At 68.5% G+C, this 25,993-nt stretch carries 30 protein-coding genes and 1 riboswitch; of the genes, 16 read left to right on the top strand and 14 right to left on the bottom strand.

Annotated features, from left to right (window positions below):
- Positions 1 to 156: 156 nt before the first annotated feature.
- Positions 157 to 471, bottom strand: coding sequence for a hypothetical protein (locus ACIPJI_RS28780; protein ID WP_307707349.1), 315 nt, complete (start codon positions 469 to 471; stop codon positions 157 to 159).
- Positions 472 to 742: 271 nt separating this feature from the next.
- Here ACIPJI_RS28780 and rpsF point away from each other — a divergent pair, with 271 nt between their 5' ends.
- The 4 genes from rpsF to rplI all read left to right on the top strand — a co-directional run bounded on the left by rpsF (position 743) and on the right by rplI (position 2,451).
- Positions 743 to 1,033 (top strand): 30S ribosomal protein S6, encoded by a 291-nt coding sequence (gene rpsF / locus ACIPJI_RS28775; RefSeq protein WP_004950685.1) that lies wholly within the window; start codon positions 743 to 745, stop codon positions 1,031 to 1,033.
- A 74-nt stretch (positions 1,034 to 1,107) separates the two neighbouring features.
- Complete coding sequence (locus ACIPJI_RS28770) at positions 1,108 to 1,707, top strand: single-stranded DNA-binding protein (protein WP_307707348.1); 600 nt, start codon at positions 1,108 to 1,110, stop codon at positions 1,705 to 1,707.
- Between the two features lie 42 nt (positions 1,708 to 1,749).
- The gene (rpsR, locus tag ACIPJI_RS28765; protein WP_005315025.1) at positions 1,750 to 1,986 is read left to right on the top strand and encodes a 30S ribosomal protein S18; all 237 of its coding nucleotides are present in this window, start codon (positions 1,750 to 1,752) and stop codon (positions 1,984 to 1,986) included.
- An 18-nt stretch (positions 1,987 to 2,004) separates the two neighbouring features.
- Positions 2,005 to 2,451, top strand: a complete 447-nt coding sequence (rplI, locus tag ACIPJI_RS28760; RefSeq protein WP_005315027.1) for a 50S ribosomal protein L9 — start codon at positions 2,005 to 2,007, stop codon at positions 2,449 to 2,451.
- A 113-nt stretch (positions 2,452 to 2,564) separates the two neighbouring features.
- Here rplI and ACIPJI_RS28755 read toward each other — a convergent pair whose 3' ends face one another.
- Positions 2,565 to 3,902: an MATE family efflux transporter gene (locus ACIPJI_RS28755; RefSeq protein ID WP_402249696.1), complete on the bottom strand. Its 1,338-nt coding sequence runs from the start codon at positions 3,900 to 3,902 to the stop codon at positions 2,565 to 2,567.
- Positions 3,903 to 4,340: 438 nt separating this feature from the next.
- Between ACIPJI_RS28755 and dnaB the strand changes: the two genes are divergently transcribed.
- Entirely contained in the window at positions 4,341 to 5,819 is a 1,479-nt protein-coding gene (dnaB, locus tag ACIPJI_RS28750; RefSeq protein ID WP_005315032.1) for a replicative DNA helicase, read from the top strand.
- 63 nt (positions 5,820 to 5,882) lie between these two features.
- Positions 5,883 to 6,356 carry a hypothetical protein gene (locus tag ACIPJI_RS28745; RefSeq protein WP_402249695.1) on the top strand — a complete coding sequence of 158 codons (474 nt, stop codon included), beginning with the start codon at positions 5,883 to 5,885 and terminating at the stop codon, positions 6,354 to 6,356.
- Here ACIPJI_RS28745 and ACIPJI_RS28740 read toward each other — a convergent pair.
- Positions 6,286 to 7,119: an EamA family transporter gene (locus tag ACIPJI_RS28740; RefSeq protein ID WP_402249816.1), complete on the bottom strand. Its 834-nt coding sequence runs from the start codon at positions 7,117 to 7,119 to the stop codon at positions 6,286 to 6,288. The two genes, ACIPJI_RS28745 and ACIPJI_RS28740, sit on opposite strands and share 71 nt — an antisense overlap.
- Positions 7,120 to 7,262: 143 nt before the next feature.
- Between ACIPJI_RS28740 and ACIPJI_RS28735 the strand changes: the two genes are divergently transcribed.
- The gene (locus ACIPJI_RS28735; protein WP_356622337.1) at positions 7,263 to 8,132 is read left to right on the top strand and encodes a LysR family transcriptional regulator; all 870 of its coding nucleotides are present in this window, start codon (positions 7,263 to 7,265) and stop codon (positions 8,130 to 8,132) included.
- Between the two features lie 111 nt (positions 8,133 to 8,243).
- On the opposite strand, the gene ACIPJI_RS28730 is transcribed toward ACIPJI_RS28735, so the two are convergent.
- Positions 8,244 to 8,660: a VOC family protein gene (locus ACIPJI_RS28730; protein ID WP_307707345.1), complete on the bottom strand. Its 417-nt coding sequence runs from the start codon at positions 8,658 to 8,660 to the stop codon at positions 8,244 to 8,246.
- A 9-nt stretch (positions 8,661 to 8,669) separates the two neighbouring features.
- Positions 8,670 to 9,044, bottom strand: coding sequence for a helix-turn-helix transcriptional regulator (locus tag ACIPJI_RS28725; protein ID WP_199782752.1), 375 nt, complete (start codon positions 9,042 to 9,044; stop codon positions 8,670 to 8,672).
- A 214-nt stretch (positions 9,045 to 9,258) separates the two neighbouring features.
- On the opposite strand from ACIPJI_RS28725, the gene ACIPJI_RS28720 reads away from it, so the two are divergent.
- From ACIPJI_RS28720 to ACIPJI_RS28710, 3 genes are all read left to right on the top strand, one after another.
- Positions 9,259 to 9,669: a VOC family protein gene (locus ACIPJI_RS28720; protein ID WP_356622336.1), complete on the top strand. Its 411-nt coding sequence runs from the start codon at positions 9,259 to 9,261 to the stop codon at positions 9,667 to 9,669.
- Between the two features lie 214 nt (positions 9,670 to 9,883).
- Positions 9,884 to 12,274 carry an ATP-binding cassette domain-containing protein gene (locus tag ACIPJI_RS28715; protein WP_402249692.1) on the top strand — a complete coding sequence of 797 codons (2,391 nt, stop codon included), beginning with the start codon at positions 9,884 to 9,886 and terminating at the stop codon, positions 12,272 to 12,274.
- A 134-nt stretch (positions 12,275 to 12,408) separates the two neighbouring features.
- Positions 12,409 to 13,791, top strand: coding sequence for a serine hydrolase domain-containing protein (locus tag ACIPJI_RS28710; RefSeq protein WP_402249690.1), 1,383 nt, complete (start codon positions 12,409 to 12,411; stop codon positions 13,789 to 13,791).
- A 109-nt stretch (positions 13,792 to 13,900) separates the two neighbouring features.
- Here ACIPJI_RS28710 and ACIPJI_RS28705 read toward each other — a convergent pair whose 3' ends face one another.
- The 3 genes from ACIPJI_RS28705 to ACIPJI_RS28695 form a co-directional block, all read right to left on the bottom strand.
- The gene (locus tag ACIPJI_RS28705; RefSeq protein ID WP_307707341.1) at positions 13,901 to 14,368 is read right to left on the bottom strand and encodes a MarR family winged helix-turn-helix transcriptional regulator; all 468 of its coding nucleotides are present in this window, start codon (positions 14,366 to 14,368) and stop codon (positions 13,901 to 13,903) included.
- A gap of 116 nt (positions 14,369 to 14,484) precedes the next feature.
- Entirely contained in the window at positions 14,485 to 15,339 is an 855-nt protein-coding gene (locus ACIPJI_RS28700) for a GNAT family N-acetyltransferase (protein ID WP_307707340.1), read from the bottom strand.
- 4 nt (positions 15,340 to 15,343) lie between these two features.
- Positions 15,344 to 15,889, bottom strand: a complete 546-nt coding sequence (locus ACIPJI_RS28695; RefSeq protein ID WP_402249688.1) for a DUF2269 domain-containing protein — start codon at positions 15,887 to 15,889, stop codon at positions 15,344 to 15,346.
- Positions 15,890 to 15,966: 77 nt separating this feature from the next.
- Between ACIPJI_RS28695 and ACIPJI_RS28690 the strand changes: the two genes are divergently transcribed.
- Positions 15,967 to 16,608, top strand: a complete 642-nt coding sequence (locus ACIPJI_RS28690) for an HAD family phosphatase (RefSeq protein ID WP_307707338.1) — start codon at positions 15,967 to 15,969, stop codon at positions 16,606 to 16,608.
- Between the two features lie 14 nt (positions 16,609 to 16,622).
- Here ACIPJI_RS28690 and ACIPJI_RS28685 read toward each other — a convergent pair whose 3' ends face one another.
- The 5 genes from ACIPJI_RS28685 to ACIPJI_RS28665 all read right to left on the bottom strand — a co-directional run bounded on the left by ACIPJI_RS28685 (position 16,623) and on the right by ACIPJI_RS28665 (position 20,295).
- Positions 16,623 to 17,102, bottom strand: a complete 480-nt coding sequence (locus tag ACIPJI_RS28685; RefSeq protein WP_307707337.1) for an NUDIX domain-containing protein — start codon at positions 17,100 to 17,102, stop codon at positions 16,623 to 16,625.
- Between the two features lie 61 nt (positions 17,103 to 17,163).
- On the bottom strand, positions 17,164 to 18,054 hold the full coding sequence (locus ACIPJI_RS28680) for a LysR family transcriptional regulator (RefSeq protein ID WP_307707336.1): 891 nt from the start codon (positions 18,052 to 18,054) through the stop codon (positions 17,164 to 17,166).
- 195 nt (positions 18,055 to 18,249) lie between these two features.
- Complete coding sequence (locus ACIPJI_RS28675) at positions 18,250 to 19,416, bottom strand: cystathionine gamma-lyase (protein WP_402249686.1); 1,167 nt, start codon at positions 19,414 to 19,416, stop codon at positions 18,250 to 18,252.
- Positions 19,413 to 19,910, bottom strand: a complete 498-nt coding sequence (locus tag ACIPJI_RS28670; protein WP_402249684.1) for a low molecular weight protein-tyrosine-phosphatase — start codon at positions 19,908 to 19,910, stop codon at positions 19,413 to 19,415. The genes ACIPJI_RS28675 and ACIPJI_RS28670 overlap by 4 nt, the downstream gene beginning before the upstream one ends.
- Positions 19,911 to 19,917: 7 nt before the next feature.
- Positions 19,918 to 20,295 carry a phage holin family protein gene (locus ACIPJI_RS28665; RefSeq protein WP_307707333.1) on the bottom strand — a complete coding sequence of 126 codons (378 nt, stop codon included), beginning with the start codon at positions 20,293 to 20,295 and terminating at the stop codon, positions 19,918 to 19,920.
- A gap of 51 nt (positions 20,296 to 20,346) precedes the next feature.
- Between ACIPJI_RS28665 and ACIPJI_RS28660 the strand changes: the two genes are divergently transcribed.
- From ACIPJI_RS28660 to ACIPJI_RS28645, 4 genes are all read left to right on the top strand, one after another.
- Entirely contained in the window at positions 20,347 to 20,664 is a 318-nt protein-coding gene (locus tag ACIPJI_RS28660; RefSeq protein WP_005315079.1) for a cupin domain-containing protein, read from the top strand.
- A gap of 128 nt (positions 20,665 to 20,792) precedes the next feature.
- Positions 20,793 to 21,005, top strand: a complete 213-nt coding sequence (locus ACIPJI_RS28655; protein ID WP_159695103.1) for a DUF5326 family protein — start codon at positions 20,793 to 20,795, stop codon at positions 21,003 to 21,005.
- A 244-nt stretch (positions 21,006 to 21,249) separates the two neighbouring features.
- Positions 21,250 to 22,017, top strand: a complete 768-nt coding sequence (locus ACIPJI_RS28650; RefSeq protein ID WP_356622330.1) for a helix-turn-helix domain-containing protein — start codon at positions 21,250 to 21,252, stop codon at positions 22,015 to 22,017.
- A gap of 134 nt (positions 22,018 to 22,151) precedes the next feature.
- On the top strand, positions 22,152 to 22,586 hold the full coding sequence (locus ACIPJI_RS28645) for an SsgA family sporulation/cell division regulator (RefSeq protein WP_307710420.1): 435 nt from the start codon (positions 22,152 to 22,154) through the stop codon (positions 22,584 to 22,586).
- Between the two features lie 29 nt (positions 22,587 to 22,615).
- On the opposite strand, the gene ACIPJI_RS28640 is transcribed toward ACIPJI_RS28645, so the two are convergent.
- Entirely contained in the window at positions 22,616 to 23,950 is a 1,335-nt protein-coding gene (locus ACIPJI_RS28640; RefSeq protein WP_307707331.1) for a YibE/F family protein, read from the bottom strand.
- Between the two features lie 71 nt (positions 23,951 to 24,021).
- A riboswitch (TPP riboswitch) is annotated at positions 24,022 to 24,154 on the top strand.
- Here ACIPJI_RS28640 and thiC point away from each other — a divergent pair.
- The gene (gene thiC, locus ACIPJI_RS28635; RefSeq protein WP_402249682.1) at positions 24,147 to 25,940 is read left to right on the top strand and encodes a phosphomethylpyrimidine synthase ThiC; all 1,794 of its coding nucleotides are present in this window, start codon (positions 24,147 to 24,149) and stop codon (positions 25,938 to 25,940) included. It overlaps the preceding riboswitch by 8 nt.
- Positions 25,941 to 25,993: the final 53 nt, after the last annotated feature.

Here is a 25,993-nt window from a genome sequence, read left to right as displayed (position 1 = left end):
GGCGCTCCTCGGCAGGTGTGTCCCCATGGGTCAGGGGCTCCGGCTCTCGCGCCGAAGCCTACTGGTCCGTGGCTGGGGCCCGAATGGCTGTGTGTGGGAGCGGGCCGCCGATCGGCCCGCTCCCTTCCCCGCCCCTGGGTTCGACGCCCCCCGGCATCAGCCGAGGACGCCACCGAAGAGCCCGCCGTGGGACATCCCTAGGAAGAACCCCACCGCGGACGCGCCCAGCCCGATGATCAGCAGGAACCGCTCACGGGTCGTCACGGAGATGAACTGCCCGTACGCGCCTGTCGCGATTCCGATGAGCCCTGCCCACGAACTGAGCAGATGCAGGTTGTGGAACATCGCCGTGATGAACGCGAGAGCGCCCAGTACCAGCGTCACCGCCATCAGGGTGTCCTGAAGGGGATGCGGCTTGCCGTCCGTGGCCAACAGCGAGACAGAGGAGTGACGTCGCATTGCCTGTGCCATGAGGCACCTCCTGGCTTTGCCGGAAGGCGGCGCATCGTAGCGCCGCGTCCACCCGATGTGTACAGATTGCGGCCATGGGCCACCGGATTTCAACCGGAAGCCGGAGTGCGGGTACTGTGTACGGTCTGCACCGGTGTCTGCCCAGGCCACGACGCGATCACCACTCGACGAGGGGGGATTGTCAGTGGCGGCCGATACCGTTGCTCACGCATCACGACCCTCCTGCCACGGAACGACCGTGGCCGCTGAGTCCAAAGGAGGTGGGTTCCACATGCGTCACTACGAGGTGATGGTCATCCTCGACCCCGATCTCGAGGAGCGCGCTGTCTCCCCGCTGATCGAGAACTTCCTCTCCGTCGTCCGTGAGGGCAACGGAAAGGTTGAGAAGGTCGACACCTGGGGCCGTCGTCGTCTCGCTTACGAGATCAAGAAGAAGCCCGAGGGCATCTACTCGGTCATCGACCTGCAGGCCGAGCCTGCGGTCGTCAAGGAGCTCGACCGCCAGATGAACCTGAACGAGTCGGTCCTCCGGACCAAGGTCCTCCGTCCCGAGACCCACTGAGCACCTAGCTCAGAGGTCATCGGGTTTCGAGTAGCAGCAAGCAGCCAGCAGCAATCCCGCCGAGAGGTTCACCCATGGCAGGCGAGACCGTCATCACGGTCGTCGGCAATCTCGTCGACGACCCCGAGCTGCGCTTCACCCCGTCCGGTGCGGCGGTCGCGAAGTTCCGCGTCGCGTCCACTCCCCGCACCTTCGACCGCCAGACCAATGAGTGGAAGGACGGCGAGAGCCTCTTCCTCACCTGCTCGGTCTGGCGTCAGGCGGCGGAGAACGTCGCCGAGTCGCTCCAGCGCGGCATGCGTGTCGTCGTGCAGGGCCGGCTCAAGCAGCGGTCCTACGAGGACCGCGAGGGCGTCAAGCGCACGGTCTACGAACTGGACGTCGAGGAAGTCGGCCCCAGCCTCAAGAACGCCACGGCCAAGGTCACCAAGACCACTGGTCGCGGCGGCCAGGGCGGCTACGGCGGCGGTGCCGGCGGTCAGCAGGGCGGCGGCAGCTGGGGCGGCGGCCCCGGCGGTGGTCAGCAGCAGGGCGGCGGCGGTGCTCCCGCCGACGACCCCTGGGCCACCAGCGCGCCGTCCGGCGGCGGTCAGCAGGGCGGGGGCAGCTGGGGCGGAAGCTCCGGCGGCTCCGGGGGCTCTGGCGGCGGCTACTCGGACGAGCCGCCCTTCTAGGGCAGCTCGTACCCCACTTCTTGATCACACAGGAGATACACCATGGCGAAGCCGCCTGTGCGCAAGCCTAAGAAGAAGGTCTGCGCTTTCTGCAAGGACAAGACCGCGTACGTGGACTACAAGGACACGAACATGCTGCGGAAGTTCATTTCCGACCGTGGCAAGATCCGTGCCCGCCGCGTGACCGGCAACTGCACGCAGCACCAGCGTGACGTCGCCACGGCCGTCAAGAACAGCCGTGAGATGGCGCTGCTGCCCTACACGTCCACCGCGCGATAAGGGAAGGGTGACCGAAACATGAAGATCATCCTCACCCACGAGGTGTCTGGCCTCGGTGCCGCCGGCGACGTCGTCGACGTCAAGGACGGATACGCTCGCAACTACCTGGTCCCGCGTGGTTTCGCGATCCGCTGGACCAAGGGTGGCGAGAAGGACGTGGCGCAGATCCGCCGCGCCCGCAAGATCCACGAGATCGCGACCATCGAGCAGGCCAACTCCATCAAGGGTCAGCTCGAGGCCGTCAAGGTGCGCCTTGCCGTTCGCTCCGGCGACGCCGGCCGCCTCTTCGGCTCCGTCACCCCGGCTGACATCGCCTCGGCGATCAAGGCCGCCGGTGGCCCGGAGGTCGACAAGCGTCGTGTCGAGCTCGGTTCGCCGATCAAGACCCTGGGCTCGCACCAGGTGTCTGTGCGTCTGCACCCCGAGGTTGCCGCGCAGCTCGGTGTCGAGGTCGTCGCCGCCTAAGCGCTGACGCTCGACAGAGCAGTAGGAAGGGCCGTACCCGTCGGGTGCGGCCCTTCCGCCGTCTGTGCGGTGGTGGGGTTTCATGGTGGCCGCCGTTTCACGTGAAACGGTGATCAGCGGGCAGCTCCCGTCACGATCCACCGTCCGGAGCGGGCCCGCCACCACAGCGTCATCAGCCGGACGGTCATCATCAAGGTCATCGCCCACCACAGAGTGGTCAGTCCACCTCCGAGGGATGGGACCAGCAAGGCGACCGGGGCGAACACGGCCAGGGTGAGCAGCATGGCCGCTGCCAGATAGGGGCCGTCACCGGCGCCCATCAGGACGCCGTCCAGCACGAACACCACACCAGCGATCGGCTGGGACACGGCGACGACCAACAGCGCGGGGAGCAACGTGTCACGGACAGCCTGATCACTCGTGAACAGAGGGATGAAAAGGGGCCGGGCGGCCACGATCAGGATCCCGAGCACGACGCCCGAGACCACTCCCCACTGCACCATCCTCCGGCAGGCCTGTTTGGCGCCTTCCGCGTCACCGGCTCCCAGATAGCGGCCGATGATGGCCTGTCCGGCGATGGCGATGGCGTCCAGCGCGAAGGCCATCAGGCTCCAGAGGGACAGCACGATCTGGTGAGCGGCGATGTGCGTGTCGCCCAGTCTGGCCGCCACAGCGGTGGCGATCATGAGGACCGCTCGCAGGGAGAGCGTACGCACGAGCAGCGGTACTCCCGCCTGGGCGCTCGCCCGGATCCCTGCCACGTCCGGTCGGAGTGAGGAACCGTGCTGACGGGCTCCTCGGACGACGACGACCAGGTATGCGACCGCCATCCCGCACTGTGCGATCACGGTGCCCCAGGCCGAGCCGGCGATACCGAAGCCGGCTCCATAGACCAGTGCGGCATTGAGTCCCGCGTTGGCGGCGAAGCCGCCGACCGCGACATAGAGGGGGGTGCGGGTGTCCTGAAGACCCCGGAGCACTCCGGTGGCCGCGAGCACGATGAGCATGGCGGGGATGCCGAGACTGGAGATGCGCAGATACGTGATCGCATGAGGTGCGGCGGTATCGGAAGCTCCGAAGGCCTCCACCAGCCATGGGGCCGCGGGGAGAGTGACGGCGATGACGGCGACCCCGAGGACCAGCGCCAGCCAGATGCCGTCCATCCCCTGCCGGATGGCTGACTGGAGGTCACCCGCTCCGACCCGGCGGGCAACGGCGGCCGTGGTCGCATAGGCCAGAAAGACGAAGACGCTCACCGCCGTCATCAACAGGGCGGCCGCGACGCCGAGGCCCGCCAGTTGCGGGGTACCGAGATGGCCGATGATGGCGCTGTCGACGATGACGAACAGCGGCTCGGCGACAAGGGCGCCGAAGGCGGGAACGGCGAGCGCGATGATCTCCCGGTCGTGCCGCCGCAGACGTTCCTTCGCCCCTGCCGGTACCTGTGTCATGGGCGCCAATCTAATCTTCCACAGGTAAGCGATGCAAGCGGTCAGCAGTCCTTACCTTGGAGGGTGTCACCCCTTGGTTCGTGCGCCGTTTGTTCTGATCTTGATCTGGCGGGGAAAGTTTTTCTCCCCCACAGGCGGTGGATGCGAAAGCCCCAGGTGAGGTGGGGTGTGAGGGGCAGGAAGTGAACTTTTCCACAGTGCTGTCCCCCGGTCCGTGCACAGGTTGCGGAGGGTTCTCCACAGCATCTGATCCTTCGTCCACAGTGCCTGTGGATAACCAGATTGGCTGACGCTGCCTCCGGGCCTACCGTGGACCGTCGCCCGACGTGCGGAAGTCCCGCTTCGAACGGAGTCCGGCGACTCGATCTGTCAGTGCCGTGGCATAGAAAAGACTGCCACGGCGTAGGTCCGTGGAGCGGACGGGAGGAGGTGGCCCGGGTGAGCATTTCCGAGCCCTTGGACGACCCGTGGGCGGCCGACAGTCCGGGGGACCGTCTCCCCGCCTCCCGTCAGCGGCGCCACGAAGGGCGCGGCCGTGAGGACCAGCACGACCGAGGCAGGGAGAGCGGCGGCTGGGACGGGGGCTCCCCCGGATTCGAGCGAGTCCCGCCGCAGGACCTCGACGCCGAGCAGTCGGTTCTCGGCGGCATGCTGCTGTCCAAGGACGCGATCGCCGACGTCGTCGAGATCATCAAGGGCCACGACTTCTATCGGCCGGCCCACGAGACGGTCTACCAGGCCATCCTCGACCTGTACGCCAAGGGCGAGCCGGCCGACCCCATCACCGTGGCGGCCGAGCTGGTCAAGCGGGGGGAGATCACCCGGGTCGGCGGCGCCCCGTACCTCCACACGCTGGTCCAGTCGGTTCCGACCGCGGCCAACGCCTCGTACTACGCGGAGATCGTCCACGAACGGGCCGTGCTGCGCAGGCTGGTGGAAGCCGGCACCAAGATCACGCAGATGGGTTATGCCGCCGACGGCGACGTCGACGAGATCGTGAACTCCGCCCAGGCCGAGATCTATGCCGTCACCGAGCAGCGCACGAGCGAGGACTACCTACCGCTCGGCGACATCATGGAGGGCGCCCTCGACGAGATCGAGGCGATCGGTTCCCGCAGCGGCGAGATGACCGGCGTGCCGACGGGCTTCACCGACTTCGACTCCCTGACCAACGGCCTGCACCCCGGCCAGATGATCGTGATCGCCGCGCGTCCCGCGATGGGTAAGTCGACTCTGGCGCTCGACTTCGCGCGGGCCGCTTCGATCAAGAACAACCTGCCCAGCGTGATCTTCTCGCTCGAAATGGGGCGCAACGAGATCGCGATGCGACTGCTGTCCGCGGAAGCCAGGGTGGCTCTGCACCACATGCGGTCGGGAACGATGACGGACGAGGACTGGACGCGGCTGGCGCGGCGGATGCCGGACGTGTCGCAGGCGCCTCTGTACATCGACGACTCACCGAACCTCTCGATGATGGAGATCCGCGCGAAGTGCCGCCGGCTGAAGCAGCGGAACGACCTCAAGCTCGTCGTCATCGACTATCTGCAGCTGATGCAGTCGGGTGGCTCGAAGCGGGCGGAGAGCCGCCAGCAGGAAGTCTCCGACATGTCCCGTAACCTCAAGCTGCTCGCGAAGGAGCTCGAGGTGCCCGTGATCGCGCTCTCCCAGCTGAACCGTGGCCCCGAGCAGCGCACGGACAAGAAGCCGATGGTGTCCGACCTCCGTGAATCCGGATCGATCGAGCAGGACGCGGACATGGTCATCCTTCTGCACCGTGAGGATGCCTACGAGAAGGAGTCCCCACGCGCAGGCGAGGCGGACCTGATCGTGGCCAAGCACCGTAACGGCCCCACTGCGACGATCACCGTCGCCTTCCAGGGCCACTACTCGCGGTTCGTGGACATGGCGCAGACCTGATCGCTTGACGATCGCTGCCGCTTGAGCGCCAGGGTTCAGCGTTCGTCTGCTTCGATCCCCCAGGTGCCCGGGTTCGAGGACGCGTACGAGTGCCACGTCTTCAACGAGCACGAGGTGCTCCCGCACCTGTTCTTCTGGGACGTCGTGCAGGACACCGTGCGCTCGTACCTGGGGGAAGGGGACCCGGACGGCCCCGATCGGCGTCGGGTCCTCGCCTTCCTGGAGGAGGAGACGCGGCGTTGCGCGCCCGGGGCGATCGAGGTCATCGTGACGTCATTCCTCTACGACCTTCCCTACAAGGGCGAGCCCGGGTACGGGATCGAGGCGCATCTCGGGCCGGCCATGAAAGAGCGGTACCTGCAGCTCCGGCCCTGGTACGGGGCCGAGGCCGCCGGCGCCATAAGGAAGCCGAAGGTCCTAGCAGCGGCGCCGGCGAGTGCCTGGGGGCCGGAGGCGCTGGAACGGTTCACTTCGAAGTGTCGGTCTTCGCCCCGGAGCGGCAGGCGGCGGTGCCCACGGCGACGGCGTTGGCGGTGACGATCACGCCGATGGCCAGCCAGGACGCCGGGTCGAGACGCTGGTCGAGTACGAGCATGCCGATCAAGGCGGCGAGCACCGGGTTGACGCTCATGAAGATCCCGAAGGAGTGGGCCGGTACACGGCGCAGCGCGAGCAGGTCGGCGAGGAACGGCACCGCGGAGGACAGCACTCCGGCTGCCAGGGCGCACAACAGGGCGTCGGCGGTGGGCCGGTGGAGCCAGAGGGCGGCGGTGCCGACGGGCAGGTAGAGCAGGCCGGAGACGGCTGCGGCGGCGGCCGATCCCTGGAGCCCGGGCAGGCGCTCGCCCACGGTGCGGTTGAGCAGGATGTAGCAGCCCCAGCAGACGGCTGCGAGCAGGGCCAGACCGATGCCGAGGTAGTCGGTGCTGGGCCGTGGTCGGGCGAGGACCACCACGGCCGCGGCGGCGGCGAGAGCGCAGGCCAGGTCGACACGGCGGCGGGAGCTCGCCAGCGCAACGGTGAGCGGGCCCAGGAACTCCAGGGTGACAGCGAGGCCGAGCCCGATCCGGTCGATCGCCGTGTACAGCGTCAGGTTCATGGTCGCGAAGACTGCGGCCAGCGCCAGCACCGGGCGCCACTGCGCGGCGGTGAAGGAGTGCAGCTTGGGCCGGCCGGCGCTCAGCAGCACAACGGCGGCCACCCACTGCCGCACCGCCACCACTCCCACCGGCCCGAGGACCGGGAAGGCGAGCGCGGCGACCGATGCTCCGACCTGGTTGGCCAGGCCGCTGCCCACCATCAGCGCTGTTCCGGCCCAACGGGGCGACGCGTGCGCCGCGGCGGTCGTCGTCTCTGCCCGAGCTGCGATTGCCATGGCACGACCGTCCGTCACGTCGACGCATACGCAAAATGCATCCGAAGCCCCAGCTATACGCTGGACGCATGGATGGTCGTACGGAGCTGGAGCTGCGGCACCTGCGCTGCCTGGTTGCGATCGTCGACACCGGCAGCTTCACCGATGCCGCGATCGAACTGGGCCTCTCCCAGGCGGCGGTCTCGCGCACACTGCTCGCACTGGAGCGGATTCTCGGCGTACGACTGCTGCACCGCACCAGCCGCACCGTGACCCCCACCACCGCCGGCGTGCAGGTCCTCGCCCGCGCCCGCCATCTGCTGGCCGAGGCCGAGGAACTGGTCCACCAGGCCACGACCGGCCACACCCGGCTGCACATCGGCCACGCCTGGTCCGCGATGGGCCGCCACACCGCCGAGTTCCAGCGCCGCTGGCACGACCGCTACCCCGATGTCGAACTCCACCTGATCCGCCACAACACCCCCACCGCCGGTCTGGCCGAGGGCCTGTGCGACCTGGCCGTCCTGCGTACCCCCGTCGACACCCGGCGCTATGCGCACGCCCGCGTGGGGCACGAACGCCGGTGTCTCGCCCTCGCCTCCGACGATCCATGGACCAGGCGCCGCAGCATCCGGCTGGAAGAGGTTCGTGAGCGCACCCTGGTGGTGGACCGCCGCACCGGCACCACGTCCTTGGATCTGTGGCCCGAAGGCGCCCGCCCCGCCGTGGAGTACACCCACGACATCGACGACTGGCTCGCCGCGATCGCCACCGGCCGCTGCGTGGGCGTGACACCGCAGGCCACGGCCACTCAGTACCGCCGCGACGGCATCACTTACCGCCCGCTGCGCGACGCCGACCCCGTTCCCGTCCACCTCATCTGGCGACGGCACGACCCGCACCCCGCCACTCACGCCGCCGTCGCCCTGCTCGCCGACCTCTACAGGGAAGACGTCTGACGCCCGAGTGCCCGGGCGGCGAGCACGCACTTGGCCGACCGGGGGAGGTGGGGGCGTCTCAGCTCCCCCGCCGTCCGGAACTGCGGACCCTCAACGGGCCGGCCAGGGGGCTCACTTCCCGAGGGGCTGGGTGAAGCGCAACAGGTTGCCGGCAGGGTCGCGGAACCCGCAGTCGCGGACGCCGTAGGGCTGGTCCATCGGCTCCTGCAACACCTCGCCGCCCGCGGCGCTGATGCGCTCGAAGGTGGCGTCGCAGTCGTCCGTCGCGAAGATGACGCCGCGCAGCAGGCCCTTGGCCATCAACTCCGCCATGGCCTGCTTGTCGGCCGGCGAGGCGTTCGGGTCGGCGACGGGCGGTTCCAGGACGATGTTCACGTCCGGCTGCGAGGGCGCGCCGACGGTCACCCAGCGCATCCCCTCGAACCCCACGTCGTTGCGTACCTCAAGGCCGAGCACGTCGCGGTAGAAGGCGATCGCCTTGTCGTGGTCGTCGACGGCGATGAAGCATTGGGAAAGCCGGATGTCCATGCCGTCACGCTACGGCCGGGCGGCGGGGTTCGCTTCTCCGTTCCTGATCGGCCGGGTGTGGATCTTGGCCATGCATGCCGGGATGGCGGCGCCCTGGTCGTGGTTCCGTGCCCGGTAGGCGCTCGGGCTCTCGCCGACCAGCTCGGTGAAGCGCGAGCTGAACGTCCCCAGCGACGAACAGCCGACCGCGAAACAGACCTCGGTCACCGTGAGGTCGCCGCGGCGCAGCAGCGCCTTGGCGCGCTCGATGCGACGGGTCATCAGGTAGCTGTACGGCGTCTCGCCGTAGGCGGCGCGGAAGCTGCGGGAGAAGTGCCCCGGCGACATCAGGGCGTCACGTGCCAGTGCCGGGACGTCGAGAGGCTCGGCGTAGTCGCGGTCCATCCGGTCGCGGGCCCGCCGCAGGCGTACGAGGTCGTCGAGATCCTGCCGTCTCACCTGAGCATTTTCCCACAGCACCGCGGCCGGCGATGGGGGAACAGGGACGATGCGCGGAGCCGGAGACGACGCCGGCGAAACAGGTGGCGGCGAGAGCGGCGACCCGATCGATCAGGAATCGAGAAGCGCGGGCCATGGCGCCGTAACTAGCGTGATCGCCATGGACATCAGCATTCACTGGACCTTCCTCCCGCACAACGACCCGGACGCCTCCCTGGCCTTCTACCGCGACACCCTCGGCTTCGAGGTCCGCAACGACGTCGGATACGGCGACATGCGCTGGATCACGGTCGGCCCCGCCGACCGGCCCGGGACGTCCATCGTCCTGGAGCCGCCGGCCGCCGACCCCGGCACCACCGACGACGAACGCCGCACCATCGCCGAGATGATGGCCAAGGGCAGCTACGCCCGCATCACCCTGGCCGCCGCCGACCTCGACGGCACCTTCGCGCGGCTGCGGGCCGGCGGTGCCGAGGTCGTCCAGGAGCCGACCGAGCAGCCGTACGGCATCCGCGACTGCGCGTTCCGCGACCCCGCCGGCAACCTGATCCGTATCAACGAGCTCCGCTGAGCCGTCCGGCGATCGCAGTCATGACCTGCATGGACGGGGCCGTGCAGGAGGCTGCGCACGACGCCGGTGTCCCCCGGATGCCCGCGCCGCCGAGGATCCTCACCTCGGCCGCGTCGGCGTAGGAGAACCAGACATACTGCTCGAAGCTGACCAGGTCGAGCAGGCGACGCCGACGGAGACCGCGAAGGCGGCCCGCCCAACAGATGGAGACACGATGAGCAAGGCCACGAGGACGGACACGCGATCGCCTGCGCTGCACGTTGCCGACAGCCACGATCTGATCCGGGTGCACGGCGCGCGGGAGAACAACCTCAAGGACGTCAGCATCGAGATCCCGAAGCGCCGGCTGACGGTGTTCACCGGTGTCTCCGGCTCGGGCAAGAGCTCGCTCGTCTTCGACACGATCGCCGCGGAATCGCAGCGGATGATCAATGAGACCTACAGTGCCTTCGTCCAGGGCTTCATGCCGACGCTGGCCCGCCCCGAGGTCGACGTACTCGACGGGCTGACGACCGTGATCACTGTCGACCAGCAGCGGCTGGGTGCCGACCCCCGCTCCACGGTCGGCACCGCCACCGACGCCAACGCGATGCTGCGCATCCTCTTCAGCCGGCTCGGGCGACCACACATCGGCCCGCCCAGCGCGTACGCCTTCAACGTCCCCTCGGTCCGGGCGAGCGGTGCGATCACCGTCGAGCGCGGTGCCAAAAAGGCGGTGAAGGCGACCTTCTCCCGCACCGGCGGCATGTGCCAGCGCTGCGAAGGCCGGGGCTCGGTCTCCGACATCGACCTCACCCAGCTCTACGACGACTCCAAGTCGATCGCCGAGGGCGCGTTCACCATTCCCGGCTGGAAGTCGGACAGCTTCTGGACCGTGCGGCTGTACGCCGAGTCGGGCTTCCTCGACCCGGACAAGCCGATCCGCAAGTTCACCAAGAAGGAGATGCAGGACTTCCTCTACCGGGAGCCGACCAAGGTGAAGGTCGAAGGAGTGAACCTCACCTACGAAGGGCTGATTCCCAAGATCCAGAAGTCGTTCCTGTCCAAGGACAAGGAGGCGATGCAGCCGCACATCCGGGCGTTCGTGGAGCGGGCGGTCACCTTCACCACCTGCCCCGAGTGCGACGGGACCCGGCTCAGCGAGGGGGCCCGGTCGTCGAAGATCAAGGGGATCAGCATCGCCGACGCCTGCGTGATGCAGATCAGCGACCTGGCCGAATGGGTCCGCGGCCTCGACGAGCCGTCGGTGGCACCGCTGCTGACGACGCTGGGGGGAACCCTCGACTCGTTCGTGGAGATCGGGCTGGGGTACCTCTCGCTGGACCGGCCGTCGGGCACGCTGTCGGGCGGCGAGGCGCAGCGCGTCAAGATGATCCGCCACCTCGGTTCCTCGCTCACCGACGTCACGTATGTCTTCGACGAGCCGACCATCGGCCTGCACCCCCATGACATCCAGCGGATGAACGACCTGCTGCTGCGGCTGCGGGACAAGGGCAACACGGTGCTCGTCGTTGAGCACAAGCCGGAGACGATCGCGATCGCCGACCATGTGGTCGACCTCGGTCCCGGCGCCGGTACGGCGGGCGGCACCGTCTGCTTCGAGGGCACCGTCGAGGCGCTGCGGGCCGGCGACACCATCACGGGCCGCCATCTCGACGACCGGGCGGCTCTGAAGGAGACGGTGCGGAAGCCCACCGGCACACTGGAGATCCGCGGCGCGACGGCGAACAATCTGCGTGACGTCGACGTCGACATCCCCCTGGGCGTGCTTGCCGTCGTCACGGGCGTCGCCGGTTCCGGCAAGAGCTCGCTCCTGCACGGGTCGATCCCGGCCGGCGAGGATGTGGTGTCGGTCGATCAGGGCGCGATCCGCGGCTCGCGGCGGAGCAACCCGGCGACGTACACCGGACTGCTCGACCCGATCCGCAAGGCATTCGCGAAGGCCAATGGCGTGAAGCCGGCGCTGTTCAGCGCCAACTCCGAGGGCGCCTGCCCGAACTGCAACGGCGCCGGCGTCACCTACATCGACCTGGCGATGATGGCCGGCGTCTCCACACCCTGCGAGGAGTGCGAGGGCAAGCGGTTCCAGGCGTCGGTGCTGGAGTACCACCTCGGCGGCCGCGACATCAGCGAGGTGCTGGCGATGTCGGTGACCGAGGCAGAGGACTTCTTCGGCGCCGGCGAGGCGCACACGCCGGCCGCGCACAAGATCCTCGAGCGGCTCGCCGACGTCGGCCTCGGCTACCTGACCCTGGGGCAGCCGCTCACCACGCTGTCCGGCGGCGAGCGGCAGCGGCTCAAGCTGGCCACACACATGGCTGAGAAGGGCGGCGTCTACGTCCTCGACGAGCCGACCACCGGCCTCCACCTTGCCGACGTCGAGCAGCTGCTCGGTCTGCTCGACCGGCTCGTCGACTCCGGCAAGTCGGTCATCGTCATCGAGCACCACCAGGCCGTGATGGCGCACGCCGACTGGATCATCGATCTCGGTCCCGGCGCCGGTCATGACGGCGGCCGGATCGTCTTCGAGGGCACACCCGCCGACCTCGTCGCCGCGCGCTCCACTCTCACCGGGGAGCACCTCGCGGCCTACGTGGGAAGCTGACCGCGGCTTCGCCGACACGGTGGGCCGAGGTCGCTCGACGCACAGCTCGACGACCTCGTCCTCGTGTCGCCGCCGAGTCCCCGTGTCGCCATAATGCGGTCGACGCAGGTGGACGGCACCGATAGACCTGATCCATGACTTCATCCATGGAAGAACTGCTGCCCGGTACCCGACGTGCCCTGCTGCACCGCATCGCCGTAGCCCAGAGCGAAGGGCGCGCTCCGTCGCTCGCCGCCGCGGTGCAACGTGACGGGCACCTGGTGTGGACGGGGTCCCGTACGTGCGTCGACGGTCACGCTCCGGACGCGGACACCCAGTACCGCATCGGATCCATCACCAAGACGTTCACCGCGGTCCTCGTGATGCGGCTGCGGGACGAAGGGCTGCTCGGTCTCGACGACCCGCTGGAGAAGCATCTGCCCGGCACGGGGGTAGGCGAGGTGACCGTCGCCCAACTGCTGGGGCACAGTGCCGGCCTGAGCGCCGAGACGCCGCCGCCGTGGTGGGAGCGGACGCCGGGTTCCATGCGTCCCCAGCTCTCCGACGTGCTCGGTGAGGAGACGGCGATGCACCCCGCCGGCCGGCGGCACCACTACTCCAACCCTGGGTACACCTTGCTCGGGTCGATGGTCGAAGCGGTCCGAGGGGTGTCATGGGAGGAGGCTCTGAAACGGGAGATCCTTGAGCCTCTGGGACTGGAGCGGACGAGTGCACAGCCGCAGGCTCCACACGCCGGCGGCTGGGCCGTTCACCCGTGGGCGGACGTGATGCTTCCCGAGCCTGTCGAGGACCTCGGGCTCATGGCCCCTGCCGGGCAGCTCTGGTCCACCCCTGCCGACCTGTGCCGGTTCGCCGCATTTCTTGCCGCCGGTGACGAACGGGTGCTCGCTGCTGAGTCCGTGCGGGAGATGCGGGTGCCGTCCGTGCCGCTGGAGGCGGGGGAGTGGAACGGCACCTATGGTCTCGGGCTCCAGATCCTGCGGCACGAGGGGCGGACTCTCGTGGGCCATTCCGGTTCGTTGCCCGGGTTCCTCGCGGGGCTGTGGGTGAGTGTGGACGACGGCGTCGCTGCGGTGGCGCTGGCCAATGCCACCTCGGGGCCGCCGGCGGCGACGGTCGCCGCAGACCTCGTGTGCATCGTCGCCGACGCCGAGCCGAAGCTTCCTGAGCCGTGGCGACCGCTGCCCGAGGTCGACCACGAGTTGCTGGGGCTGACCGGCCCCTGGTACTGGGGGACCTCTGCCTATGTCCTGCGTCTCGTCGCCGATCGGGGCGTGGAGCTGGAGCCGCTCCGCGGAGGGGGCCGCCGCTCGCGCTTTCTGGCCCGCGCCGACGGGACGTGGATCGGTCTCGACGGCTACTACGCAGGAGAGTCGCTGCGGGTGGTGCGCCGAGGCGACGGTTCGGCGAGCCATCTGGATCTGGGCTCGTTCGTCTTCACGCGGGAGCCTTACGAGCCTGGCGACGCTGTTCCCGGGGGTATGGATCCCGAGGGCTGGCGGGGATTCCGCTTCTGAACCGCGTGTGATGTTTCACGTGAAACGGGACATGGCCGGTTTCACGTGAAACATCGGCCGGCCGTACGGCGTGCCGCCACCAGTGGTCGCCCGGGCGGCGGCCCCAGATCTATGCCGCGGCAGTGGGCGCCTTGAGCTCCTCGACGGCTCGGACCAGCGGGGCGAGCTCCGGATCCTGAGCTGCCTCGTCGAGTGCCTCGCGAAGTGCCGCATCGTTGGTGGGCCGGGCTTCCGCCAGCAGTTGCAGGCCCGCTTCGCTGACGTCGGTGTAGATGCCCCGACGGTCGGTGGGGCAGAGGTAGCGGGCCAGAAGTCCGCGGTCCTCGAGTCGGGTGACCAGCCGGGTGGTGGCGCTCTGGCTGAGAACGACGGCGTCGGCGACCTGCTTCATCTGGAGATGGCCGCCTTCGCCGCTGTGCTGGCGACTGAGAACGTCGAGGAGGGAGTACTCGCGCACGCTGAGATTGTGCTTCGCCTCGAGGGCCCGCCCGATGTGGGCTTCGATCCGGCCGTGGAGCAGCGAGAGAGCGCACCACCCCTGCGCGAGGGCGGTAAGGGCGGGGTCGGTCGCTGTCATCTGTCTCCTCCTCTGTGTCGGAGTGGCTTAGCACCAGGGTAGGCCATAACTGCAATAGACCGCGTATGCAATTTACGGGCGCGTGCAATTATGTGCCCTGGTGCTCCGGTGTCCGACTAGCCTGCCGCGACCGTCAGCGGCGCGAAACGGCGCGTCCAGTCGCCAGGGAGGTCCGCTGTGCCGAGGGTCATCACGGCGTTGAAGGCGATCGGCTCCAGGCCCCGCTCCTTCACCCAGTCAAGAAGCTCCTTGTGGCGCACGTCGATGTCGGTGCGCAGCGGCCGGTCTGTCCCGTCGGCCAGAGAGGAGATCAGCGCCTTCGCGGTCTCCGTGTCCCGGGCGATCAGAGGGCCGATGACATGGGTGTCCATGTTCGGCCAGGCCGCCGCGTAGCCCGTCAGCGCACCGTCCTCTTCCGCGACGCGGAACTGGTCGGCGAACGAGGGAAGCCGCGTGATCATGTGGGTGCGGTCGAGGCCGAAGACCTCGGTGTCCAGGCGGACCACCGCGGCCAGGTCCTCGGCGGTCGCAGGGCGGGTCGACACCTGCGGTCGTGGAGCCGAAGCGGTGAAGCGGCCCCGGACCATCTCGGCGCGGCCGGTCGTGGTGAAACCCAGTTCTTCGTAGAGGGGCTGTCCGTAGGGCGTGGCATGGAGGGTGAGCGGGGTGCTGCCCATGTCCTGAAGCACGTGCTTCATCAGACGGCGCCCGATGCCCTGTCGGGAGTACCGCTCAGCCACCAGCACCATGCCGATGGCGGCGAGGCCCGTGCCGTAGTGCGTGACGACGCAGGAGGTCACCAGGCCCTTGCCGTCGGGATCATCGATCCCGTATCCCGTACCTGCGGTGAGGAGCAGACCCCACTTGTGCTCCTCACGGGGCCACCCGCGGTCCTCGGAGAGGTCGGCGCACGCCGCCAAGTCGTCCTTGGTGAGGCGCCTGATGGGAAGTTCGGACAGCGGTGTCTGCATGAGGTCAGGCTGTCTGACGCGTTGATCGTTCGTCCACCACTTTTCGTGAACTGGTCGAGACGCGCAGCCGACGGCCGCGGCGAGTGAGCCCCCACGGCTTGAGGACCGAGACGACGGTCATGAACACATAGGCAGTCAGAGAGACTGCCGGCCCCATCAGAAGGTCACGGGGTTCGGCGACCACTCCGCCCGAGGCCACGGTGTCGGCGGCCCTGTCGACCCCAGGGCGGAGCACCAGGACGGACGCGGTGGTGGTCGCGAGGGTGAGCCAGAACTTGATGAACACCCATCGATGGCGCGCCAGCCCCCACTGCGTGCCCAGTGACAGTGCGAGGCCACTGGCCAGAGTGAGCAGTGCCAGGGGCAGCACCAGCCAGTCGGTGAAGACCTCCATCGACCGGTACGACGCTTCGGCCATGGAAGCTGATTCTGAGGTGTACGCCGCGAGCGCGAGGGCCAGCAGACCGAGAGTGAGACCGAGCCAGCCGGCCGACGCGGCGACGTGGACGACGAGTGTGGTCCGGCGAACGGGACGCTTGAGTGGTTTCACGTGAAACACGGTGCCTGTCGCCATGGCTCTGCTGCGTCTGACAGCGGGAGTAATCACGGCTACTAACCTCGGCGTACATGAGCAGACGGCCAAGGCTTCACATCTTCGATCTGGACGGCACGCTGATCCGCGGCTCGGCGGCGCCGGTCGAGATTTCACGCCAGCTCGGGTTGCTGGAGGAGATCGGCGAGGTGGAGCGGGACCTGATCGCAGGCCGGATCGGTCCTCCGGAGTACGCGGTGCGTGTGCACGCCTTGTGGACGGACCTCACCGAGGCCCATGTGGTGGCCGCCTTCGAATCCGCTCCCTGGCTCACGGGCATCCGGGAGGTGTGGAGCGAGATCCGGTCGCGTGGTGACTACTGCGCCGTGATCTCCCTGTCGCCGTCGTTCTTCGTGGAACGGCTGCTGGACTGGGGCGCCCACGCGGCCCACGGATCACGTTTCCCCGACGTTCCCTTCACCCAGCCTGTGGATCCGGCAGGCATCCTCAGCGCGGCCGCGAAGGTGGAGATCGCCGGCCGGCTCTGCACAGGCTTCGGACTGGGGCTGGACGACTGCGTCGCCTACGGGGATTCCATGTCGGATGCCGCGATCTTCGCGGCGGTGCCCACGGCGGTGGCCGTGAACGCCGACCACCATGTCGCCGGCCTGGCCAGCCACACATATGTGGGAAGTGATCTCCGCGAGGCGTATGAACTGGTGTGGTCCGCCGGATAGTTCGATCCGGCGGATCAACCGAGGTCCGGTGCGTGCATGGCCCTGACGCCTTCGATGTTGCCGTCCAGATAGTGCCGCAGCGACAGCGGCACGAGATGGACGGCGGCGATTCCGACGCGGCTGAACGGCACGCGCACGATCTCGTACCCTCCGCAGGGTTCATCGACCTCAGGGCCGTGCCGCAAGGAGGGGTCCATAGACTCCAGGCGGCAGACGAAGAAGTGCTGCACCTTCACCCCCGTCACGCCGCCGTCGGCGATGTGCTCGACGGTGTCGACGAAGCACGGGACGACATCGGTGATCTTGGCGCCGAGCTCCTCGTCGACCTCCCGGTGGAGGGCGTCGACGACGGTGGCGTCCTCGGGCTCGACCCCGCCGCCGGGCGTGAGCCAGTAGGGATCCATGCCGGGCTTGGTCCGTTTGATCAGGATGAGGTCGTCGCCGTCGAGCAGGATGGCACGTGCGGTGCGCTTGACCACTGGTCGTTCGGTCATGGCAAGAGAGTGGCCCATGTCTTCGCTCTTGAAACTCCTGTGGGCGTTCTGTGCCGTGTCCTCACCAATCGGCCGCGGCCCGCAGCAGGTCTTCGTGCGCCCGGGCGATGTGGGGATGGGCGAGGGTGCCGGTGCGTATGACCAGGAAGTACGTGCGCAGCGGAGGCACGGGTGGTTCGAGGAGCGCGACGACGCGGCCGCGTTCGAGGGCTTCCTCGCACAGGTAGCGCGGCAGTACAGCGAGCCCGGCTCCCGATGCGGTCGCTTCCAGGACGGCCCTCAGATCGGGCGCGATGACGGTGCCCGCTGCGGCCGGCCGTGAGTCGAAGACGGAGTGCCAGTACCGCGAGACGAACGGCAAGGACTCATGGACCTCGACCACAGGGAGCTGTTCGAGGACGACATGGCCCTTGCGTAACACCGAGGGCCCCAGGTGGACCGCCCAGCGGGGAGCCGCGACGAGGACGTGCTCCTCGTCGCACAGTGGCGTGGCGGTGAGGAGCCGGCCACGGGGCCGGGCGGTGGCGATGGCGAGGTCGTGGTGGCCTGCGGCGAGCCCTTCGAGGGCCTCCTCCGCGTTCCTGAAGGAGGCGCGCAGGGTGAATCCCTGGCCGATCAGGGGCGTGAGCGCGGGAAGTGCGCGCGCGGAGGTGAACTCGGGCGGGCCGGCGAGATGAAGCGTGCGGATGGCGGTCTCGGTGTCGAGACCCACTTCGGCTATCTCGAGCAGGGCGTCCAGGTGCGGTGCCGCGCGGTGTGCGAGTTCGTCCCCGATGGTGGTCGGGGTGACGCCGCGCGCCTGCCTGAGGAAGAGCGGCCTGCCGAGCTGTCGCTCCAGTGTGCGGATCTGACCGGTGACCGCGGGCTGGGAGAGTCCGAGCAGTGCGGCGGCGCGTGTGAACGACCCGGCCCGGTGCACGGTGACGAATGTGCGCAGTAGGGCCAGATCCATGCCATGCCCTTCCCGATCCGACGTTGCCCCCGAACCCGGCCAACTATAAATAAGTCGATAGGTCTCTGTCGCTAGCGTGATTGGACACTGACGCTGAGTCAACTAGCCTTGTCGGCACGGTTCTTCGCGCGCAGGAGCCGAGGGCGGTCCGAGCCATGAGGGGGGAGGCTCGGACCGCCCGTCACCGTCGGCAGGTCAGCCGGTCTGCGTGGACGGGCGTACGTCCCCTGTCGGGGCTGCTGCCTCGTCCAGTGCCCGCAACACGTCCGCCACCAGGTCGTCGCCGTCCTCGGCGCCGGCGGAGAAGCGGATGAAGCCCTCGGGGACGGCGTCACCGCCCCACCGGCCGCGGCGTTCGGCGGTCGAGCGCACGCCGCCGAAGCTGGTGGCGTCGTCGACCAGGCGCAGCCCGTCGAGGAAGCGCTCGGCGTGGGCCCGGTCGGGCAGGTTGAAGGAGACGACGCACCCGAAACGCCGCATCTGCTGTGCGGCGATCTTGTGCGAGGGGTCGTTCGGCAGTCCGGGATGACGCAGACCGCTGACCTCGGAGCGGCCGTTCAACGCCTGTGCGACGGCCAGCGCGTTCGCGCTCTGCCGGTCCGCGCGCAGCTGCAGGGTGGCGAGCGAACGGTGCGCGAGCCAGGCCTCCATCGGGCCCGGGATCGCCCCGACGATCTTGCGCCACCGTCGTACTCCGGCCGCGAGTTGCGGATCGCGGCAGGTCACGTGTCCGAGCAGGATGTCTCCGTGGCCGGTCATGCCCTTGGTGTCGCTGGCCACGGAGAAGTCGGCGCCCAGCTCGAGCGGCCGCTGTCCGAGGGGGGTGGCCAGCGTGTTGTCCACCGCGACGAGCGCGCCTGCCGCATGGGCGAGGTCGGCAAGCCGCCGTACGTCGCACACGTCGAGTCCCGGGTTGGAGGGCGTCTCGATCCACAGCAGGCGCGCCCCGTCGAGCAGGGCGGCCTGTGCGTCGCCGCCGGTCGGCGCCGTGCGTACCTCGATGCCGAACGCACGCAGCTGCTCGTGCACCAGAGGCAGGGCCTGATAGCCGTCGTCGGGCATGACGACGACGTCTCCCGCCTTCAGCTGCGACATGAGAACGGCGGAGATCGCCGCCATGCCGGAGGCGAAGGTGACGGTCTCGACGGCCTCTCCGGGCGCCTCGAGCTCACCGATCGCCCGCTCCAGATGGGTCCAGGTCGGGTTCTCGTCGCGGCCGTAGGTGTAGGGACCCGTCGGCTCACCGGGCAGATGGAAGTGAGCCGCGAAGACGGGCCCGGGCAGGGTCGGTTCGTACTTCACCGGTTCGGGCAGCCCCGCCCGTACCGCCGTGGTGCCGTCCCCCTGGGTCGTGCCTGTCATGCCGCTCGCTCCTCAAGTGCAGTTCTCACGGCGTCGAGCAGGCCCTTGCCCGCCGCCTCCACCATCTCCAGGCAGTCCTCGAAGCCGTCCATACCGCCGTAATAAGGGTCGGGGACGTCGAGGTCCTCCGGCTGTGCGGGGTCGTACGCGCGCAACATCCGCACCTTCGCGGCGTCCGCCGGCGTCGGCGCCAGCCTCCGCAGCGCCCGCAGATGTCCTTCGTCCAGCGCGATGACGAGGTCCAGGCCGTCGAACCACTCCGCCCGGAACTCCCGGGCGGAGTGGTCCGAGGGGTAGCCGTTCGCCTCGAGCACCGAGACGGTGCGCGGGTCGGCGCCGTCCCCTTCGTGCCAGCCACCGGTGCCGGCGCTGTCGACGCGCACGACGGGGCCGAGCCCGGCGTCCTCGACGAAGGCGCGGAAGACCGACTCGGCCATCGGCGACCGGCAGATGTTGCCGGTGCAGACGAAGCAGACGCGATACGGGGAGTTCATGCGCCGATCAGTCCTTGTCGGGCAGGGCGAGGTTCAGCGCCCAGGAGACGACGGAGATGATCAGGGCGCCGAGCACCGCCGTCCAGAAGCCGTCGACGTGGAAGCCAAGGTCCAGCTTGTCGGCGAGCCACGAGGTGAGGAGCAGCATCAGAGCGTTGATCACGAGCGTGATCAGACCGAGGGTGAGGATGAACAGCGGCAAGGTCAGCAGCTTCACCACGGGCTTGACGACAAAGTTCACCAGGCCGAAGAGAAGAGCGACCAGGACCAGGGTCCAGGCTTTCTTGCCGGTGCTGTCACCGGTCAGTGTGATGTCCTGCAGCAACCACACGGCCACCCAGAGGGCACCGGCGTTGGCGATCGTCTTGACTAGGAAATTCATCATGTGTCTGATCGTGGCAGACGTGATCGGACCGAGTGCAGGGGCGGGACAGGCATGAAGGCATTCCGGCTGGACGAACTCGAGGCGGAACGCGCCGCGAACGACGGGGCATACCTGCAGTTCCTGCGGGAACGGAACATGTCGGTCGGCCTGTACGCGCTCGACGCCGGTGAGATCGACCCCCAGCTGCCCCACAAACAGGACGAGGTCTACTTCGTGGTCAGCGGCCGCGCGGCGATCACCGTGGGCATGGAGACCACGCAGGTCGGGCGCGGCAGCGTCGTCTACGTGCCTGCCGGCGTCCCGCACAAGTTCCACCACATCAGCGAGGATCTGCGGGTCATGGTGGTCTTCTCTCCGCCTGAGAGCTGACGGCCCACCCCGCCGGTCCCTAGGGGTTCGGTCAGGGGAGTTCAAGGGCTCGCGGGCCCCGTTCCACGCTTCCGCCCGCCTAGCATCGAAGGCAGGCAAACCGGAGAAACGAGGTAGGGACGATGGCTGTGCGGGAGATGCTCACGGGGATGCCGTGGTGGGTGAAGTGGGTCGCGATCCCTGTGATCGCGCTGGTCGTGTTCGGTGGACTCATCGCGAGCGTCGTCGGGTTCGTGATCGGACTGCTCTTCAAGCTGCTGGTCTTCGTCGCCCTCGTCGGCGGACTCGTCTTCGTCGTAAGGAAGTTCATGTCGTCCTCCAGCTCACGCAGTGACTGGTAGCCGCAGGAGCCGCTGTTAGCCCGGCCGGGGGAACGGCCGGGCAATCGGCATACGCGGTCGGACGCTCCGGTTAGTGTGGCTCCCCTCTGCCGCTCCTCGGGGCACCCGGATCAGGGCGTTTCCATCAGCACCTCCAGGTGTTCCGGGGCCGATGCCTGTCGAGGGCTCGGGGCCGCGGCGGCCGCGCGGGGGCGGCCCCCTCGCGGGTGGGCTTGCTGCCCGCCACCATGCCTGGGGGTGACCTGTGGCCGGGGCGACGAAAGCCGCTGCACCTACCCTGATCAGCTCCGTGCAGCGTGCGTTGAGGCTGCTGGAAGCGGCCGGCGCACACCCGGACGGGGCTCCGGCGAAGCAACTCGCACGCGAGGCCGGGATCCCTCTGCCGACCGCCTACCACCTGCTGCGGACCCTGACCCACGACGATTACCTGCGGCGTCGGAGCGGCGTGTACACGCTCGGGGACGCCGTCGAACGTCTGGTCGGCGGCACGCCGGAGAATCGTCGCAGCACTCTCGAGGATTCCCTCGCGCACTGGCGGGACGCGATCGGTGTCCCCGTCTACTTCGCCGTCTACCGCGAGGGCGAGATCGACATCGTCGCGGTCTCCGACACGCCCTACGCCCCCGCAGTGCCCGAGTGGGCCGACTTCCGGGAGACCGGACACGCACACGCGCTGGGCCAGTGCCTGCTCGGACAGCTCGACGAATCGTCACGCCGCGACCACCTGAGCCGCCATCCCGTGCAACCCGTGACGCCGTACACGGTGCGTGACGGGCGCACGATGCTCGAGCGGCTCGCCGCGCGAGGATCCATGGAGCCGGTCGTGGAACGGGAGGAATATGCAATCGGCACGGTCTGTGCCGCCATTCCGATCACTGTTGGTTGCCAAGCCGCAACGATGGCCATTTCTCTTCCGTTGGACCAGGAGGCCAGGCTGCTTCCGGCAGTTGAGCAGTTGCGCACCGGAATCGGTGGGCTGTTGGGGTCACTTGCCTTCTCTATCAGTATCTGAAATATCACTCCTTGTGATCTGCTAGGCCTTCGACCACGATGGCGTCAAGAGGGTCCAGGGGATTGTTCCTGGCCGTTTTCTTCTGCTTTGTCAGTGCGGTTTCATTCATTGCTTCATCTGCTGCGGGGTATGTGATGCGCGAGTCGGTCCAGGCCGAGGTTCTGATGAGGTTCCTCGTCTCCGAGGAACTCTCCTTCCGGATTCCGGTGGGACTGGATTACGAGACAGGAGATCCGTACGCGGTGCGGATGACCTTCCACCTGCCCGGTGACGCGCCTGTGACCTGGGCATTCGGGCGGGAGCTGCTGCTCGACGGGATCAATGGGCCGAGCGGCGACGGTGATGTGCACATCGCGCCCGTCGGACCGGAAAGCCTGTCGGACGTCATCATCAGGCTTCGCGTCGGCGCGGATTCCGCACTGTTCAGGGCGGGAGCGGCGCCGCTGGTCGCCTTCCTCGACCGCACGGACAAGCTGCTGCCGATGGGGCAAGAGCTCACGCTCGGTGACTTCGAGGTCAGCCTGGAGGAGGCGCTCGGCCGCATCCTCGCCGAGGAGAACGCCGGCTGAAGCGCCTGCCCCGCCGCCTCACCCTCCGCTCACGCCTTGCGTCGCCGCCCCCTCCCGGTCCGCGCCGGCGCCCCGTTCGGGTTGCCCGGTCCCGCCCGACCGGGGCGGTCCGCGGAGACCACCAGGGTGGCGAGGGCGGTCGTCACCGGCACCGACGCGACCAGGCCGATCGACCCCACCAGCGTCCGTACGATCTCCTCGGCCACCAACTCGCTGTTGGCGACGGTGCCCACGCTGGACTGCGCGATGGAGAAGAGGAGCAGCAGCGGCAGCGCGGCACCCGCGTAGGCGAGCACCAGTGTGTTGACGACGGACGCGATGTGGTCGCGGCCGATGCGGATGGCCGAGCGGTAGAGCGCCCGGGGCCCCATGTCGGGGTCGGCCTGATGCAGCTCCCACACGGCCGAGGTCTGCGTCACCGTCACGTCGTCCAGAACGCCGAGCGAGCCGATGATGACTCCGGCCAGCAGCAGACCGCTCATGTCGATCTCCGGATAAAGGCCGTGGATCAGACCGGTGTTGTCGTCGGTGTTCCCACTGAGACTGGCCCAGTCGATGAACAGTGAGCCGAGCAGACCGATCAGCAGCAAGGAGATCAGTGTGCCGAGCACCGCGACGGAGGTCCGCGCGGTCACCCCGTGGCACATGTAGAGCGCGATCAGCATGATGGCGCTCGCCCCGACCACGGCCACGACCAGGGGATTGGACCCCTGCAGGATCGCGGGCAGGATGAAGAGCGTCAGCAGGGCGAACGAGGCGGCGAGCGAGATCAGGGCCATCACGCCCCGCATCCGGCCGACGAGCACCACGACGAGTGCGAAGATCCCGGCCAGCACCGCCATGGGGAGTCCCCGGTCGACGTCCGTCACCGAGTACTGGAGATCGCGGGGCGCGTCCGGGGCGTACGCGACGACCACACCCTGCCCTTCCTCCAACTGCCGCGGTGCGTCAGGCTGGACGATCTCGACGAAGGTACGGCCCTTGTCCTTGCCCGTGGTCACTTCGACGGTCGCCCTGGCGCACTGGCCCTGCTGCGAGTTGACGGCCTCGCGACCCTCCGGCGTGGAGGTGTCGCCGGTCGGTGGGACCTGGGCGGCGTTGACGTCCTTGCAGTCGACCCACTCGAGAGAGACCACCTTGCCCTCTTCGGTCTGCCGGTCGAAGCCGACACCGGTGCGCTCATGGCCGGGTGCGCCCCCCGGCCACAGCACGGCGAGGCCGACGAGGACGGCTGTCGCGAAGGGGATGAGCACGGCGGCGATGACCTTGCGAAGGTGCTTGGAGACTGGCGCGGCGGGCCCATGACTGTGCACATGACTGTGGGCCTGGCCGTGCGGTTCTGGGGGCTGCGGCGATGAGGTCACGGACCGATCATCGCAAGAGCAGGAGGGGCCCTCTGTTCAGCGCGCCAGATATGACGCTAGCGTGGTGGCACCTTTGCACACGCGGGAGCTCGGAGCACCGGGCTGAGAGGGCGCTGACCTTCGTACATCCGTACGGGACAGCTGCGCCGACCGCCGAACCTGTTACCGGGTAATGCCGGCGTAGGGAGTAGGTCTCATGACCGTATCGGACGCACGCACGCCTGCCTCGAACCAGAACGACGAGGCCGGGAAGTCCATCGGCTGGCACAAGGGATACGTCGAGGGTTCCCGCCCCGACCTCCGTGTGCCGGTCCGCAAGGTGCACCTCACCAACGGCAAGGACGTGACGCTGTACGACACGTCCGGCCCGTACACCGACCCGAACGTCGAGACCGATGTACGCCGCGGCCTGCCGCCGCTGCGGGAGAACTGGATCATCGGTCGCGGCGACACCGAGGAGTACGCGGGGCGGCCCGTCAGGCCCGAGGACGACGGGATCAAGCACACGTCCCCGCGCGGGGGGCTGCGCAACCTCGACGCGGTCTTTCCCGGCCGCCCGCGCCAGCCCCGCCGCGGACGTGACGGCCAGGCGGTCACCCAGCTCGCGTACGCCCGCCGCGGCGAGATCACGCCGGAGATGGAGTACGTCGCCATCCGCGAGAACGTCTCCCCCGAGGTGGTGCGGGAGGAGATCGCGGCCGGCCGGGCCGTCCTGCCGGCGAACGTCAACCACCCGGAGATCGAGCCGATGATCATCGGCAAGCGGTTCCTGGTGAAGGTCAACGCCAACATCGGCAACTCCGCGGTCACCTCCTCCATCGAGGAGGAGGTGGAGAAGATGACCTGGGCGACCCGCTGGGGCGCCGACACGGTCATGGACCTGTCCACGGGGCGCAACATCCACACCACCCGCGAGTGGGTGCTGCGCAACTCCCCCGTGCCGATCGGCACCGTGCCGCTGTACCAGGCACTGGAGAAGGTCGACGGCAAGGCCGAGGAGCTGACCTGGGACGTCTACAAGGACACCGTCATCGAACAGGCCGAGCAGGGCGTCGACTACATGACGGTCCACGCGGGGGTGCTGCTGCGCTACGTGCCGTTGACGGCGCGCCGCAAGACCGGCATCGTCTCGCGCGGCGGTTCGATCATGGCAGCGTGGTGCCTCGCGCACCACAAGGAGTCCTTCCTCTACGAGCACTTCGAGGAGCTGTGCGAGATCCTTGCCGCGTACGACGTCACGTACTCCCTCGGTGACGGCCTGCGGCCCGGCTCGATCGCGGACGCCAACGACGAAGCGCAGTTCGCCGAGTTGAAAACGCTCGGGGAGCTCAACTCGATCGCCAAGCGTTTCAATGTGCAGACGATGATCGAAGGCCCCGGTCACGTCCCGATGCACAAGATCAAGGAGAACATCGACCTTCAGCAGGAGATCTGCGAGGAGGCCCCGTTCTACACCCTCGGCCCGCTCACCACCGATGTGGCCCCTGCCTACGACCACATCACCTCCGGCATCGGAGCGGCCATGATCGCTTGGTGGGGCACGGCCATGCTCTGCTACGTGACGCCCAAGGAGCACCTCGGCCTTCCGGACCGTGACGACGTGAAGACCGGCGTCATCACCTACAAGATCGCCGCGCACGCGGCGGACCTCGCCAAGGGGCATCCGGGGGCCCAGGAGTGGGACGACGCGCTGTCCGACGCGCGCTTCGAGTTCCGGTGGGAGGACCAGTTCAATCTGGCCCTCGACCCGGACACGGCCCGGGAGTTCCACGACGAGACGCTGCCGGCCGAGCCGGCGAAGACCGCGCACTTCTGCTCGATGTGCGGTCCGAAGTTCTGCTCGATGAAGATCTCCCAGGACATCAGGCGCAAGCACGGCGGCGATCTCGGAGACGGGGGCGCCCTCGCGGAGGCCGAAGCCGGCATGGCGGAGAAGTCACGGGAGTTCGCTGCGGCGGGCAACCGGGTGTATCTGCCGATCGCGGACTGACCCGCGGGCGCACCGACGGGTGAGGGGGCAGGCCGGCGCCGAGGCGTCGGCCC

This window comes from Streptomyces sp. NPDC086835, assembly GCF_044745705.1.
In the GTDB taxonomy this organism is placed as follows: Bacteria; Actinomycetota; Actinomycetes; order Streptomycetales; family Streptomycetaceae; genus Streptomyces.
This window is presented reverse-complemented; position numbering and strand designations above follow the sequence as displayed.

Coding starts and splice junctions, on each gene's coding strand:
- ACIPJI_RS28705 (WP_307707341.1), bottom strand. CDS start 14,368: ATGACAGCGACCGACCCCGCCCTTACCGCCCTCGCGCAGGGGTGGTGC.
- ACIPJI_RS28665 (WP_307707333.1), bottom strand. CDS start 20,295: ATGATGAATTTCCTAGTCAAGACGATCGCCAACGCCGGTGCCCTCTGG.
- ACIPJI_RS28670 (WP_402249684.1), bottom strand. CDS start 19,910: ATGAACTCCCCGTATCGCGTCTGCTTCGTCTGCACCGGCAACATCTGC.
- ACIPJI_RS28780 (WP_307707349.1), bottom strand. CDS start 471: ATGGCACAGGCAATGCGACGTCACTCCTCTGTCTCGCTGTTGGCCACG.
- ACIPJI_RS28755 (WP_402249696.1), bottom strand. CDS start 3,902: ATGACACAGGTACCGGCAGGGGCGAAGGAACGTCTGCGGCGGCACGAC.
- rplI (WP_005315027.1), top strand. CDS start 2,005: ATGAAGATCATCCTCACCCACGAGGTGTCTGGCCTCGGTGCCGCCGGC.
- ACIPJI_RS28680 (WP_307707336.1), bottom strand. CDS start 18,054: ATGGATCTGGCCCTACTGCGCACATTCGTCACCGTGCACCGGGCCGGG.
- ACIPJI_RS28735 (WP_356622337.1), top strand. CDS start 7,263: ATGGATGGTCGTACGGAGCTGGAGCTGCGGCACCTGCGCTGCCTGGTT.
- ACIPJI_RS28645 (WP_307710420.1), top strand. CDS start 22,152: ATGCGCGAGTCGGTCCAGGCCGAGGTTCTGATGAGGTTCCTCGTCTCC.
- ACIPJI_RS28685 (WP_307707337.1), bottom strand. CDS start 17,102: ATGACCGAACGACCAGTGGTCAAGCGCACCGCACGTGCCATCCTGCTC.
- ACIPJI_RS28675 (WP_402249686.1), bottom strand. CDS start 19,416: ATGACAGGCACGACCCAGGGGGACGGCACCACGGCGGTACGGGCGGGG.
- ACIPJI_RS28770 (WP_307707348.1), top strand. CDS start 1,108: ATGGCAGGCGAGACCGTCATCACGGTCGTCGGCAATCTCGTCGACGAC.
- ACIPJI_RS28660 (WP_005315079.1), top strand. CDS start 20,347: ATGAAGGCATTCCGGCTGGACGAACTCGAGGCGGAACGCGCCGCGAAC.
- thiC (WP_402249682.1), top strand. CDS start 24,147: ATGACCGTATCGGACGCACGCACGCCTGCCTCGAACCAGAACGACGAG.
- ACIPJI_RS28720 (WP_356622336.1), top strand. CDS start 9,259: ATGGACATCAGCATTCACTGGACCTTCCTCCCGCACAACGACCCGGAC.
- ACIPJI_RS28730 (WP_307707345.1), bottom strand. CDS start 8,660: ATGGACATCCGGCTTTCCCAATGCTTCATCGCCGTCGACGACCACGAC.
- ACIPJI_RS28700 (WP_307707340.1), bottom strand. CDS start 15,339: ATGCAGACACCGCTGTCCGAACTTCCCATCAGGCGCCTCACCAAGGAC.
- rpsF (WP_004950685.1), top strand. CDS start 743: ATGCGTCACTACGAGGTGATGGTCATCCTCGACCCCGATCTCGAGGAG.
- ACIPJI_RS28710 (WP_402249690.1), top strand. CDS start 12,409: ATGACTTCATCCATGGAAGAACTGCTGCCCGGTACCCGACGTGCCCTG.
- rpsR (WP_005315025.1), top strand. CDS start 1,750: ATGGCGAAGCCGCCTGTGCGCAAGCCTAAGAAGAAGGTCTGCGCTTTC.
- ACIPJI_RS28690 (WP_307707338.1), top strand. CDS start 15,967: ATGAGCAGACGGCCAAGGCTTCACATCTTCGATCTGGACGGCACGCTG.
- ACIPJI_RS28740 (WP_402249816.1), bottom strand. CDS start 7,119: ATGGTGGGCAGCGGCCTGGCCAACCAGGTCGGAGCATCGGTCGCCGCG.
- ACIPJI_RS28725 (WP_199782752.1), bottom strand. CDS start 9,044: ATGGACCGCGACTACGCCGAGCCTCTCGACGTCCCGGCACTGGCACGT.
- ACIPJI_RS28715 (WP_402249692.1), top strand. CDS start 9,884: ATGAGCAAGGCCACGAGGACGGACACGCGATCGCCTGCGCTGCACGTT.